This is a genomic window from Ramlibacter tataouinensis (assembly GCF_027941915.1).
Classification (GTDB): Bacteria; Pseudomonadota; Gammaproteobacteria; order Burkholderiales; family Burkholderiaceae_C; genus Ramlibacter; species Ramlibacter tataouinensis_C.
The window spans coordinates 820,892-833,390 of record NZ_CP116009.1 but is presented as its reverse complement, the minus strand read 5'-3'; the positions used below and the strand labels follow the sequence as shown (position 1 = coordinate 833,390).

At 71.5% G+C, this 12,499-nt stretch carries 12 protein-coding genes; 8 read left to right on the top strand and 4 right to left on the bottom strand.

The features are described from left to right. Position 1: 1 nt before the first annotated feature. Positions 2-1,567, bottom strand: a complete 1,566-nt coding sequence (locus PE066_RS03805) for a PAS domain-containing sensor histidine kinase (protein ID WP_440480596.1) — start codon at positions 1,565-1,567, stop codon at positions 2-4. 140 nt (positions 1,568-1,707) lie between these two features. On the opposite strand from PE066_RS03805, the gene PE066_RS03800 reads away from it, so the two are divergent. The 3 genes from PE066_RS03800 (at position 1,708) to PE066_RS03790 (ending at position 4,847) form a co-directional block, all read left to right on the top strand. Next, entirely contained in the window at positions 1,708-2,841 is a 1,134-nt protein-coding gene (locus PE066_RS03800) for a DNA topoisomerase IB (RefSeq protein WP_271235236.1), read from the top strand. Positions 2,842-2,955: 114 nt separating this feature from the next. Continuing rightward, a complete protein-coding gene (locus tag PE066_RS03795; RefSeq protein WP_271235235.1) occupies positions 2,956-3,168 on the top strand; it encodes a hypothetical protein in 213 nt (70 codons plus the stop codon). A 170-nt stretch (positions 3,169-3,338) separates the two neighbouring features. Beyond that, positions 3,339-4,847 (top strand): hybrid sensor histidine kinase/response regulator, encoded by a 1,509-nt coding sequence (locus tag PE066_RS03790; RefSeq protein ID WP_271235234.1) that lies wholly within the window; start codon positions 3,339-3,341, stop codon positions 4,845-4,847. Positions 4,848-4,865: 18 nt separating this feature from the next. Here PE066_RS03790 and PE066_RS03785 read toward each other — a convergent pair whose 3' ends face one another. After that, complete coding sequence (locus PE066_RS03785; RefSeq protein WP_271235233.1) at positions 4,866-5,498, bottom strand: YitT family protein; 633 nt, start codon at positions 5,496-5,498, stop codon at positions 4,866-4,868. Positions 5,499-5,622: 124 nt separating this feature from the next. After that, the gene (locus PE066_RS03780) at positions 5,623-6,537 is read right to left on the bottom strand and encodes a nucleotidyltransferase (protein ID WP_271235232.1); all 915 of its coding nucleotides are present in this window, start codon (positions 6,535-6,537) and stop codon (positions 5,623-5,625) included. Between the two features lie 196 nt (positions 6,538-6,733). Here PE066_RS03780 and PE066_RS03775 point away from each other — a divergent pair, with 196 nt between their 5' ends. Further along, positions 6,734-7,528, top strand: coding sequence for a metallophosphoesterase family protein (locus PE066_RS03775; RefSeq protein ID WP_271235231.1), 795 nt, complete (start codon positions 6,734-6,736; stop codon positions 7,526-7,528). Positions 7,529-7,639: 111 nt separating this feature from the next. Here the strand turns inward: PE066_RS03775 and PE066_RS03770 are convergent, their stop codons facing one another. After that, the gene (locus PE066_RS03770) at positions 7,640-8,017 is read right to left on the bottom strand and encodes a TraR/DksA family transcriptional regulator (protein ID WP_271235230.1); all 378 of its coding nucleotides are present in this window, start codon (positions 8,015-8,017) and stop codon (positions 7,640-7,642) included. A gap of 183 nt (positions 8,018-8,200) precedes the next feature. On the opposite strand from PE066_RS03770, the gene PE066_RS03765 reads away from it, so the two are divergent. The 4 genes from PE066_RS03765 (at position 8,201) to PE066_RS03750 (ending at position 12,497) form a co-directional block, all read left to right on the top strand. Then, a complete protein-coding gene (locus PE066_RS03765) occupies positions 8,201-8,638 on the top strand; it encodes a universal stress protein (RefSeq protein ID WP_271235229.1) in 438 nt (145 codons plus the stop codon). A 35-nt stretch (positions 8,639-8,673) separates the two neighbouring features. Beyond that, complete coding sequence (gene hemN, locus PE066_RS03760) at positions 8,674-10,056, top strand: oxygen-independent coproporphyrinogen III oxidase (RefSeq protein ID WP_271235228.1); 1,383 nt, start codon at positions 8,674-8,676, stop codon at positions 10,054-10,056. Between the two features lie 22 nt (positions 10,057-10,078). Further along, positions 10,079-10,747 carry a sulfite exporter TauE/SafE family protein gene (locus tag PE066_RS03755; RefSeq protein WP_271236497.1) on the top strand — a complete coding sequence of 223 codons (669 nt, stop codon included), beginning with the start codon at positions 10,079-10,081 and terminating at the stop codon, positions 10,745-10,747. Between the two features lie 118 nt (positions 10,748-10,865). Further along, entirely contained in the window at positions 10,866-12,497 is a 1,632-nt protein-coding gene (locus PE066_RS03750; RefSeq protein ID WP_271235227.1) for a cbb3-type cytochrome c oxidase subunit I, read from the top strand. The last annotated feature ends 2 nt before the right edge of the window (positions 12,498-12,499 follow it).

The window sequence follows — 12,499 nt, the reverse complement described above, 5'->3', positions numbered from 1 at the left end:
GTCAGCCGGCGGATGAGCCCTTGCCGGCCGGACGCGCGCCGGCCAGCGGCAGCCGGAAGGCAAAGGTCGCGCCCTTGCCCGCGCCGTCGCTGTGCGCCGACATGCTGCCGCCGTGCATCTGCACCAGCGCGCGCGCCAGCGCCAGTCCCACGCCCAGCCCGGTGTCGGTGGCGGTCGGGGACAGGCCCGCCTCGCCCTGGGCGAACAGGTCGAAGATGTGCTCCAGCTCCTCGCGCGGGATGCCGCGGCCGCTGTCGGTGACGGCGATCTCCACGCTGTCCGGCTGGCGGTGCAGCACCACCGCGATGCGTCCGCCCTCGGTCGTGTACTTGGCGGCGTTGACCAGCAGGTTCTGCAGCACTTGCGCCAGGCGGGTGGGATCGCCATCGACGGTGTGCGGCCCGGGCGGGACATCGATCGCCAGCGCGTGCGCGCGGCTCTCGATCAGCGGCCGGGTGGTCTCCACGCTGCGGGCGATGACGTCCGCCATGTCCACCGGCTCGCGCCGCAGCTTGATCTTGCCGGTGGTCAGGCGCGAGACGTCCAGCAGGTCGTCGACCAGCCGCGTCATCTGGGTGAGCTGGCGGTCGATCACGTCGCGCATGCGCTGCACCGGCGCGGGCAGTTGCGCGTCCATCTTCTGCATGATGGTCACCGCGTTGCGGATCGGCGCCAGCGGGTTGCGCAGCTCGTGCGCCAGCATGGCCAGGAACTCGTTCATGCGCCGGGTGGAGCGCTCCAGGTCGGCGATCTTGCGCTGCACCGAGAGGTCCTGCGTCACCTTGGCATAGCCGGCCAGCTGGCCGCTGCTGGCGCGGATCGGGGTGACCAGCACGCGGCCCCAGAAGCGGCTGCCGTCCTTGCGCACGCGCCAGCCCTCGTCCTCGAAGCGGCCGTCGGCCCGCGCCAGCGCCAGCTCGCGTTCGGGCTTGCCCGCCGCGCGGTCGTTCGGCGAGAAGAAGATGCTGAAGTGCCGCCCCATGATCTCGCTGCCGCTGTAGCCGTTGATCACCTCGGCACCGCGGTTCCAGCTGCGCACCCGGCCCTCGGGGTCGAGCATGACCACCGCATGGTCGGAGATGCCCTCGACCAGCAGGCGGAAGCTCTCCTCGCTGGCGCGCAGCGCTTCCTCGTGGCGCCGCCGCTCGGTCAGGTCGCGCGTGACCTTGGCGAAGCCGGTCAGCTCGCCGGTGCCGGGCTCGCGCAGGGCGGTGATGACCACGTTGGCCCAGAAGCGGCTGCCGTCCTTGCGCACGCGCCAGCCCTCGTCCTCGAAGCGGCCGTCGCGCATGGTGCGGCGCAGTTCCTCCTGCGGCCAGCCGGTGGCGACGGCCTCGGGCGGGTAGAAGATGGAAAAGTGCTGGCCGACGATCTCGTCGCGGGTCCAGCCCTTGAGCTTCTCGGCGCCGCTGTTCCACGACACCACGTGCCCGCCGGGATCGAGCACGAAGATGCCGTAATCTTCCACCGCCTCGATGAGCAGCTGCAGCCGGTGCTCGAGGGTGGTTTCGATGGTGATCGGCGGGTCGGCCGGCGGGTCGGTCGGCGGGTCGGTCGGCGCGGCCATTCGGGTTCGGGTCACGCGATCGATTATTACGTGCGACGCTGCCGCGATGTGCTCATCCACGGCGTTGTCGGGCGCCGTCGCCGCTCAGGCGCCGCCGCTGTCCTACCGCTGCCGCGCCGGGAACGCCGCAGCATGGGCGCGTGCCCACCAAGCAGCAGCAGGCGCCGGATGACGGTGTGCCCGGGCAGGCGGCGCGCGCGGCCGGCCTCGTGCACGTCAGCGACGAGGATCCGGGCATCCGCCGCGAGCCCGCCGGCGACGGCTTCAGCTACTTCCATGCGAACGGCTCGGCGGTGCGCGACGAGCGCACGCTCGCGCGCATCCGCAGCCTGGCCGTGCCGCCGGCGTGGACCGGGGTGTGGATCTGCCCCTCGCCCCAGGGCCACCTGCAGGCCACCGGCCGGGACGCGCGCGGGCGCAAGCAGTACCGCTACCACCCGCGCTTTCGCGAGGTGCGCGAGCAGGACAAGTACGAGCACATGCTCGAGTTCGCGCAGGCGCTGCCGCAACTGCGGGCCACCGTCGCCCGCCACATGGCGCTGCCGGGCCTGTCGCGCGAGAAGGTGCTGGCGACCCTGGTGCACCTGCTGGAGAGCACGCTGATCCGGGTCGGCAACGACGACTACGCCCGCCAGAACCGCAGCTTCGGGCTGACCACGCTGCGCAACCGGCACGTGGCGGTCGAGGGCGCGCAGCTTCGCTTCCGGTTCCAGGGCAAGAGCGGCAAGAGCTGGCGGCTGCAGCTGCACGACCGGCGCGTCGCCAAGGTGGTGCGCGCCTGCCAGGAGCTGCCCGGCCAGCGGCTGTTCCAGTACGAGGACGAGGACGGCCAGGTGCGCGAGCTGACCTCGACCGACGTCAACGCCTACCTGCGCGAGATCAGCGGGAGCGAGATCACCGCCAAGGACTTCCGCACCTGGGGCGGCACCGTCATGGCGGCGCTGGCGCTGCAGGACGCCGGCATGGCGGACACCCAGGCGGCGATGAAGAAGTCCCTGCGCGACGCGATCGCGGACGTGGCGGCCCGGCTGGGCAATACGCCGGCGATCTGTCGCAAGTGCTACGTGCACCCCGAGGTGCTGGCGGCCTGGCAGGCGGGCGAACTGGCGCTGGACATCCTGCCGACAGCGGACGGCAACGGCACTGTCCTCAGACCGGATGAGGCCGCCGTGCTGGCTCTGCTGCAGTCGCGGCTGTCGCGCACCGTGGAAGGCGAGCTCGGCCGCAGCCTGGCAGCGCTGCAGCGCCAGAACGCGCCGGCATCCCGTCGATGACGCGGCTTCCTGTGGATGAGCGAGCGGCTGAACGCGCTTAATCCATCCCCCTAACCCCAGGGGGGCCGCTTTTTCTAAGCTCTTTTGCAGACCCAGGACCGAGGAGAGAGCCGCATGTACGCCCCACCCGCTGACCGGACCAGCCCCCTGTCGGCCCAGCTGGAGCGCCTGCAGGCCGAACGGGCGGGTGCCGCACCCACGCCCTTCGAGCGGCAACTGGCCGCGGCCCGGCATGAGCTCAGCCACTACAGCCTGGCGCCGACCTCCGTCGGCGCCCGCGCGGCCAGCGGGCTGACGCGGCGCAGCCGGCTGCAGCCGGGCGGCTGAGCAGCCGCTTCCTGGCGCGTCGACCCGCGGGCGGCGCGGTCATTGCCGGTACCGTGGGTTCCCCGGCGCACGGATAACCCCGTTCGGGAAATGCACGGTCGGCTTGATCGTGTGCAGCAGAGCCACCAATAATGTGACTCGGCTGCACATCGCAGGCACAGGGAGGCTTCATGCATTCCGCACCGGTCCCGAGCGATTCGCGCTACGAGTCGCTGACCCGGCCTTCGCCGCAGTTCGCCTGGATCACCGACGCGCAAGGACACTTCACGGCGCCCCAGCCGGGCTGGGGCGAGTGCACCGGCCAGGCCTGGGAGGCCTGTCGCGGCCTGGGCTGGCAGAAGGCGGTGCACGCCGACGACCTGCCGGCGATGTGGCGCAACTGGCGCGTCGCCAGCGAACAGTGTGCCCCCTATGGCGCCGAAGGGCGCATCTGGCACGCCCCCAGTGGCCAGTACCGGCAGTTCGAGATCCGCGCCGTGCCCAGCCTGGACGCGGACGGCGGCATCCGCGAGTGGATCGGCACCTGCACCGACGTGCACGAGCGGCGCAGCAACGAGCAGGCCCTGCGCATCGCCGACCGCCGCAAGGACGAGTTCATGGCGGTGCTGGCGCATGAGCTGCGCAACCCGCTCGCGCCCATCCGAAATGCCGTCCACGTACTCAAGGTGTGCCGCGAGGACGACGCCCGCTCGGCCTGGGCGCGCAGCATCATCGAGCGCCAGGTCGACCAGATGTCGCGCCTGCTCGACGACCTGCTGGACGTGACGCGCATCGCCCGCGGCAAGCTGGAGGTGCGGCGCGAGCGCATCGACCTGGCCGACCCGCTGGAGCGCGCCATCGAGACCAGCCGGCCGCTGCTCGATGCCCATGGGCATGCGTTCCAGGCTGACCTGCCGGCCGAGGCGCTGGTGGTGGAGGGCGACCCCCCGCGCCTGGCCCAGGTGTTCGCCAACCTGCTCAACAACGCCGCCAAGTACACCGACCGGGGCGGGCGCGTGACGCTCGGCGTTCGCGCCGAGGAGGGGCAGGCCGTGGTGCGGGTGCGTGACAACGGCATGGGCATCGCCGCCGCGGTGCTGCCCAACCTGTTCCGCATCTACACCCAGGCCGTGCCCTCGCGCGAACGCGCCGAAGGCGGGCTGGGGATCGGCCTGTCCCTGGTGCGCGGGCTGGTCGAGATGCACGGCGGCACGGTGCAGGCGCACTCCGAAGGCCCCGGCCGCGGCAGCGAGTTCGTGGTGCGGCTGCCGCTGGTGGAGCAGCCGCAGATCCGGCCTGCGCGCCCCGCGCCGGTCGCGGAGCCGCCGCGCCTGCGCGTGCTGGTGGCCGATGACAACCCCGACGCGGCGCAGACCCTGGCCGTGCTGCTGGAGGTGATGGGCCACGAGGTGCGCATCGCCGCCGACGGCGAGGAAGCGGTCGAGCTGGCCGCCTCGTTCCAGCCCGCCGCCGTGCTGCTGGACATCGGCATGCCGCGGATGGACGGCTATGCCGCGGCCCGGCACATCCGCGACAAGCTGCCCGGCACCCTGCTGGTGGCCGTCACCGGCTGGGGGCGGCGCGAGGACGTGAGCCAGGCGCTCAAGGCCGGCTTCGACCACCACCTGGTCAAGCCGGTCGGCCCCGAGCAGGTCTCGAAGCTGCTCGCGCAGGCGGTGCGGGCGGAGGCCGGGCGCTAGCCTGCGGCGCCGCGGGGCTCACCCGGCGAAGTACCGCCCCGGCCGGTGGTTCACGGCCAGCACCAGGTTCAGCACCACCACGGCCGCCACCGACGCCAGCACGCGCGGGCCATCGGCCACCAGCAGGCCGCCGCCCAGCACGATCGCCGCATCCAGCGCCATCTGCACCTTGCCGGCGCTCAGGCCCGAGCGCTCCTGCAGGTACAGCGCCAGCACGTTCAGCCCGCCCAGGCTGGCCCGGTGGCGGAACAACACCAGGATCGCCACGCCGCACAGCAGCCCGCCCAGCACGGCCGCCAGCACCGGGTCGATGCGCGCGATCGCCAGTCCCTGCGGCAGCAGCCAGGCGAACAGCGACATCAGGCTCACGGCCAGCAGCGTCTTCAGGGTGAATTCGCGGCCCATGCGCAGGCAGGCCAGGGCATAGAACGGCGCGTTCACCAGCAGCAGCGCGATCGGCAGCGGCACGGGGGTGGCGTAGTGCAGCAGCAGCGACAGGCCCACCGTGCCGCCGGTCACCAGGCCGGATTGCTGGAACAGCACCAGCCCGAGCGCCGCCAGCAGGGTGCCGGTCAGCAGGGCCAGCAGGTCCTCGAAGGCGGCGTGGCGCGCGGCCGGCGCGCCGGCCAGCGTGGCGGAAGGTGAGGGCATGCCGCCGAAGCTAACGGCCTGCGGCCGGCAGGGGATTGACCTGCGTCAGGTGGGCCACGGCGAACGGGGAGGCCGGTCGCCCGCCTGTCCGCCGTTCCCCGGGGATGCGGGGACCGACGCAAAGTCACTGCGGCCGGAAGCCGCGCCGCGGCCGCGTCGGCAGTGGCAGCGGCACCGCCTCGGACACCGGCGTGGGCACCACCGGGTCGGCGGCTTCGCCCTGGCGCGCCGGGATCGCGTCCGTCCAGCGCGCCACGTCCTGCGGCGTCATCGTGCTCAGCGGCGTCAGGCGGCCGTCGACGTAGCCCATCCGTTCGACGTCGTGCAGGTACTGCTCGCGCGACAGCAGGGTGCCGGCGCACACGTGCGGGTCCTCGGCCGGCGCCTGGGCGACCTCCTGCGCCAGCCGGGCCAGCAGCACCTCCATCACCCGGCGCGGCACGCGGTGCCGCTCGCCGGGATAGATGAAGCCGAACAGCGCCAGGTGCGCCAGCAACACCCGCCAGTGCGGGCCGAAGCGGCGCAGCAGGCGGTCCCAGTCGAGCTGCTCGGCGTTGGCCTGCAGCAGGTGCGCGATGTCGGCGCCGTCGAAGCGCTCGCGCTCCATGATGAAGGCCTTGGACAGCAGCGAGTCCTCGATGTTGGCGATCAGCACCGGCACGCCCAGCACCTGCGCCTGCGCATTGCCCCGGAACCACTCGTCGTCGACCGGCGTTACGCCGTTGCCCGAGTTGAAGATCAGGTCGATGAAGTCCTCGCCGGCGTACACCTTGGCCAGCCAGTGCGGAAAGGCCAGCTCGGTGCGCCAGCCCTGCGCGCGCATCAGGGCCTCGACCTGCTCGTAGTGCGCGCGCCGGATGAACAGATCCAGGTCCTTGGTGGACCTGCGGATGCCGGTGAAGCAGGCATGCGCGAACGCACCGCCCACCAGGAAGGGCACGCCGGCATCGGCCAGCGATTGCAGCGCGCGGCGGTAGAACGCCGCGGTGTCGGGCAGGACCTCATCCTCCAGTGAGGGGGCGAGTGCAAGGGCGGACATTCCGGGGCGGTCAAGGCGTGTTGGTCGAGCAGACAGGCTAATGGGCAAGCCGCGTGCGCCGTCCGGGCCGGAAGCCCCAAGCAGCGTCGGCCGACGCCTACAGGGTCCGGCGGCGGATGGCCGATGCCGCCGGCGGCGCAGGCGCGGCAGCATGGAGGCACCGGCGGCGCCGTGCCGCGACGAGGAACAAGAACGAATGCCCAAGACCCGGACGGCTGCGGCCAACCGCGTGCGCTTCGCCGCCGTCGGCGACATCCACGCCACCCGCGATTCCGCGGGCCAGCTGCGTGGCTTCTTCGCCGAGGCCAGCGAGCACGCCGATGCGCTGCTGCTGTGCGGCGACCTCACCGACTACGGCACCGCCGAAGAGGCGCAGGTGCTGGCCGACGAGCTGTCGGTGGTGAAGGTGCCGATCGTGGCGGTGCTGGGCAACCACGACTTCGAATCGGGCAGTCCCGACAAGGTGTGCGAGATCCTCGCCCGGGCCGGCGTGCGCGTGCTCGATGGCGAGGCCTGCGAGATCCAGGGGGTGGGCATCGCCGGCGCCAAGGGCTTCGCCGGCGGCTTCGGGCGCGGCTCGCTCGGGGCCTGGGGCGAACCGGCCATCAAGCTGTTCGTCAAGGAGGCGCAGCACGAGGCGATGAAGCTGGAGTCGGCGCTGGCCAAGCTGCGCATGCCGCGCAAGATCGCGCTGCTGCACTACGCGCCGATCGCCGGCACCATCGCCGGCGAGCCGCCCGAGATCTATCCCTTCCTGGGCAGCAGCCGGCTGGAGGAGCCGCTGCTGCGCTACCCGGTCGATGCGGTGTTCCACGGCCATGCCCACCGCGGCACGCTGGAGGCGCGCACCATCGGCGGCGTGCCGGTGTTCAATGTGGCCCGGCCGCTGCTGCAGCGCGCCCGGCCCGGCCAGGCGCCGTACCGGATCTACGAAGTGCCGCGCCAGGCCGGCGACCCGGCCGACCAGCCGCTGGTGCACGCCTCGGCGTGAATTGGACCACCCCGAAGCGCCTTCGGCGACTCCCCTCAAGGGGCGCCACCAGCGGCCCGGCAAAGCCGGTTCCGCGGTGGCTCGCGAAGGGCACCGGCCGCTTCAGTGGCTTCAGTGCGTGCGCGCGGCGCGACGCTCCAGCCATTCCTGGCAGGAGGCGCAGTGGGTGGTGGTGGGCAGCGCCGCCAGCCGGCGCGGGTCGATCTCGTCGCCGCACTCCTCGCAGAAGCCGTAGCTGCCTTCGTCGAGGCGGCCGCGGGCCGCCTGCAGCCGCTGCAGTTCGGCCACCACGTGGGCCGCCTGCGCCTCGTCGACCGTGGCCTGGACCTCGGCCACCGCCATGTCCTTGAAGTCGCCCACCTCGCGCTCGTCGGCGTCCTGCATGGCGCCCAGCGTGCAGGCATCGAGCAGCGAGCGCAGTTCGGCCTCGCGCCGGGCCAGTTGCTGGCGCACCTCGATGGCACGGGCGGGGTCGGTCAGGGTGGGCATGGGAAACTCCGGGCGAAACTGGCGTCGATTGTGGAAACGCCGCTTCGGCCATGCGTTGACTTGCCTCAAGCACGCAGCCCGGCCGGGCCCGACCCGGCGTTGACACATGTCAAGATGGCGCCGCCGCCCCCGGGCGAGCATTGCGATATCCACCGTTCACCACCCCGCACGAGGAGATCCCCCATGTTCAAGCACATCCTGCTCGCCACCGATGGCTCCGAGGCGTCCGCCCGTGCCGTCCAGCTCGCGATGGGGCTGGCGCGCGCCCACGGGGCGCGCCTGACCGCGCTGTACGTGGTGGACCCATATCCCTACCTGGGCGTGGGCGAGGCCAATCCGATGGGCTTCCAGGCCTACATGTCGGCCGCGCTGGATTTCGCCGCCAAGGCACACGCCGAGGTGATGGCCGCCGCCGACGCCGGCCCCAAGGTGGACGTGCAGTTGCGCCGCGTCGAGGACGTGGCCGCCGCCAAGGGCATCACCGAGAGCGCCCGCGAACTGGGCGCCGACCTGATCGTGGTCGGCTCGCACGGCCGCTCGGGGCTGCAGCGGCTGATGCTGGGCAGCGTGGCCGCCAAGGTGGTGGCCCAGGCCGAGATCCCGGTGCTGGTGGCCCGCTGAAGAAAGAATCGCAAGGGAAGGCAAGCAGCGACACCATGGCCAAGCTTCCGGTTTCCGACGACCTGCTGCGGCGCTTCGACGTCCCGGGGCCGCGCTACACCTCCTACCCCACGGCCGACCGCTTCGTCGAGGCCTTCACCGAGGCCGACTACCTGGCGGCGCTGGCGCAGCGCGCCGCCAGCCCGCTGCCGCAGCCGCTGTCGGTGTACGTGCACATCCCGTTCTGCGAGCAGCTGTGCTATTACTGCGCCTGCAACAAGATCATCACCAAGCACAAGAACCGCTCGCCGGTGTACCTGGAGTACCTGCAGCGCGAACTGGACATGCACGCGCTGCACCTGGGGCGGCGCCAGGCGGTGTCGCAGCTGCACCTGGGCGGCGGCACGCCCACCTTCCTGTCGGACGACGAGCTGCGCCAGCTGATGGCCATGCTGCGGCGCGCCTTCGACCTGGTGCCCGGCGGCGAGTACTCGATCGAGGTCGATCCGCGCACGGTCGACGAGTCGCGCCTGCAGGCGCTGGCCGACATGGGCTTCAACCGCCTGTCCTTCGGCGTGCAGGACTTCGACCCCGATGTGCAGAAGGCGGTGCACCGCATCCAGCCGGCCGAGCAGGTGTTCGCGCTGGTGGAAGCCTCGCGCCGCATCGGCTTCGAATCGATCAACGTCGACCTGATCTACGGCCTGCCCAAGCAGACGCCGCAATCCTTCGCACGCACGCTGGCGCAGGTGTCCGAGCTGCGCCCCGACCGCATCGCGCTGTACGGCTATGCCCACCTGCCCGAGCGCTTCAAGCCGCAGCGGCGCATCAACAGCGACGAGATCCCGCTGGGCGGCGACAAGGTGGCCATGCTGTCGCAGGCGCTGTCGGCGCTGCTGGACGCCGGCTACGACTACATCGGCATGGACCACTTCGCGCTGCCCAACGACTCGCTGGCCGTGGCCAAGCGGCAGGGACGGCTGCACCGCAACTTCCAGGGCTACAGCACCCAGCCCGATTGCGACCTGATCGCGCTCGGGGTGTCCGCCATCGGCCGGGTCGGCACCACCTACAGCCAGAACGCCAAGACGCTGGAGGAGTACTACGACCTGCTCGACCAGGGCCGGCTGCCGATCGTGCGCGGGCTGGCGCTCACGCGCGATGACCTGCTGCGCCGCGCGGTGATCATGGCCATCATGTGCCAGGGCCAGCTGCAGTTCGAGGACGTGGAAGCCGGCTGGCTGCTGGACTTCCGCAGCTACTTCGCGCCCGAGCTGGAGCGCCTGCAGGCGCTGGCGGCCGAGGGCCTGGTGGCGGTGGACGACAAGGGCCTGGCGGTCACCGCCATGGGCTGGTTCTTCGTGCGCGGCGTCGCCATGGTGTTCGACCGCTACCTGCAGGCCAACACCAACCGAACGCGCTTCTCGCGCATTCTCTGAGCAGCGGCGAAGCAGTTTCGTGATCACCGCCACCCTCGCCACGACCGCGCTGCTGATGGGCATCGCCGGCGCGCCGCACTGCGCGGCCATGTGCGGTGCCGCCTGCGGCGGCCTCACGTCGGCCGCGCGCTCGCCGCGCTCGCGCTGGCTGTTCCAGGGCGGGCGGCTGGCCGGCTACGCCGCCGCCGGTGCGCTGGCGGCCGGGGCGGTCCAGGCCTTCGGCGCCCTCACCCAGGCCACCGCCTTGCTGCGGCCGGCCTGGACCCTGTTCCACCTGGTCGTGCTGGCCTGGGCCCTGTCGCTGGTGGTGCTGGCGCGCCAGCCGGTGTGGGTGAGCAGCGCCGGGCGCAGCGCCTGGACGCGCATCCGGCCGATGGCGCAGCGCAGCGGCGGCCTGTTCACCGCCGGCGCGCTGTGGATCTTCCTGCCCTGCGGGCTGCTGTGGTCGGCGCTGCTGGTGGCCTCACTCAGTGGCGGGCCGCTGGAAGGCGCGGTCTCGATGGCGCTGTTCGGCGCTGCCAGCTCCACCGGCCTGCTGTTCGGCCCCTGGCTGTTCGCCCGGCTGAAACAGGCTGGTAACAAGTTGCGCCAGGACTGGGGCACCCGCGCCGCCGGCCTGCTGCTGGCCGGCGCCGCCGGCTGGGCCCTGTGGATGGACCTGGCGCACCGGATCGCCCTGTGGTGCGCCTGAGCCGCCCGGCGGCCAACTGATCCGTAAGTTTTTCGCGCGACTGGTGATTCAAAAGACTCCGGGTTATCCCTAGGATCGGCCCCGTTCCGTCCCGTCCCCGGGAAGGCCAGAGAGAGTCATGAATCCCACCGCCCTGTTGCTGGCGACGTTCCTGCTGTCCATCGCGGGTCTGTTCGCCTTCATCTGGTCGCTGCGCAAGGGACTTTTCGACGCGGAGTCGAGCGGCGCACGCACCATCTTTTCCCCCGGCGAAGTCGGCCAGCCCGAAGAGCCCACGGCCAGCGCCGCCCAGCAGCGCGGTCTGGAGCAGGTCGTCGCCGCCCACGCCGAGCCGGCCGCCGGCATCGATGCGGGCGAGCTCGCCGCGCGCGAGGCGGCGGACCGCTCCAGTGCCTTTCCGGCCTTCGTGCTGCTGGGGGCTGCGGCCGTCTGGCTGATCGTGGCCTCGGCGGCGGGCCTTTTGAGCTCGCTGAAGCTGCACTGGCCCGACCTGCTGACCGACCAGGCCTGGCTGACGCTGGGCCGGCTGCGCACCATCCACCTGAACGCGGTCGCCTACGGCTGGGCGCCGATGGGGCTGCTGGGGCTGGCCACCTGGATGCTGCCGCGCCTGCTCAAGACGCCGTTCGTGGGCAGCCGGCTGGTGATCGTCGGCGCGGTGATCTGGAACGCCGGCCTGGTGGCCGGGCTGGGCGGCATCGCCATCGGCATCAACGCCGGCATGGAATGGCTGGAGATCCCCTGGCAGGTCGGCCTGCTGTTCGCCATCGGCGGCATGCTGATCGGCCTGCCCATGGCCTTCATGCTGCAGCGGCGCAAGGTCCACCACCTGTACGTGTCGGTCTGGTACATGGGCGCCGCGCTGTTCTGGTTCCCGACGCTGTACATCGTCGCCAAGATCCCCGGGGTGCACTTCGGCGTGGAGCAGGCGACCATGAACTGGTGGTTCGGCCACAACGTGCTGGGGCTGTTCTTCACGCCGCTGTCGCTGGCCTGCGTCTACTACTTCCTGCCCAAGGTGATCGGCCGCCCGGTGCGCTCGTACAACCTGTCGCTGCTGGGGTTCTGGACGCTGGCGTTCTTCTATGGCCAGGTCGGCGCCCACCACCTGATCGGCGGCCCGATCCCCGAGTGGCTGATCACCCTGTCGATCGTGCAGAGCGTGATGATGATCATTCCGGTCGTCGCGTTCTCGGTCAACCAGCACCTCACGCTCAAGGGCCACTTCAGCGCGCTGAAGCACTCCTACGTGCTGCGCTTCATCGCCTTCGGCGCCATGATGTACACGCTGGCCTCGCTGCAGGGCTCGATGGAGGCGCTGCGCTCGGTCAACGCGGTGACGCACTTCACCCACTTCACCGTGGCGCACGCGCACCTGGGCATGTACGGCTTCGTGTCGATGGTGATCTTCGGCGGGGCCTACTTCGCGCTGCCGCGCATCCTGGACATCCCGTGGCCGAAGCCCGCGCTGATCAACCTGCATTTCTGGCTGGTGGTGGCCGGCTTCGCGGTCTACATGGTCACCCTGAGCATCGGCGGCATCCTGCAAGGCCTGGTGCTGCTCGACCCGGCGCGGCCGTTCATGGACTCGGTCGCGGTCACGCTGCCCTGGCTGCAGGGCCGCTCGATCGGCGGCGCGCTGATGACGCTGGGCCACTGCGTCTTCGCCTGGCACGTGCTGCTGATGACCGTGCGCTCGGGCGTGCTGACCCGGCCCGACCGCGCAACCGCCGCACTGGCGAGGGCCTGACA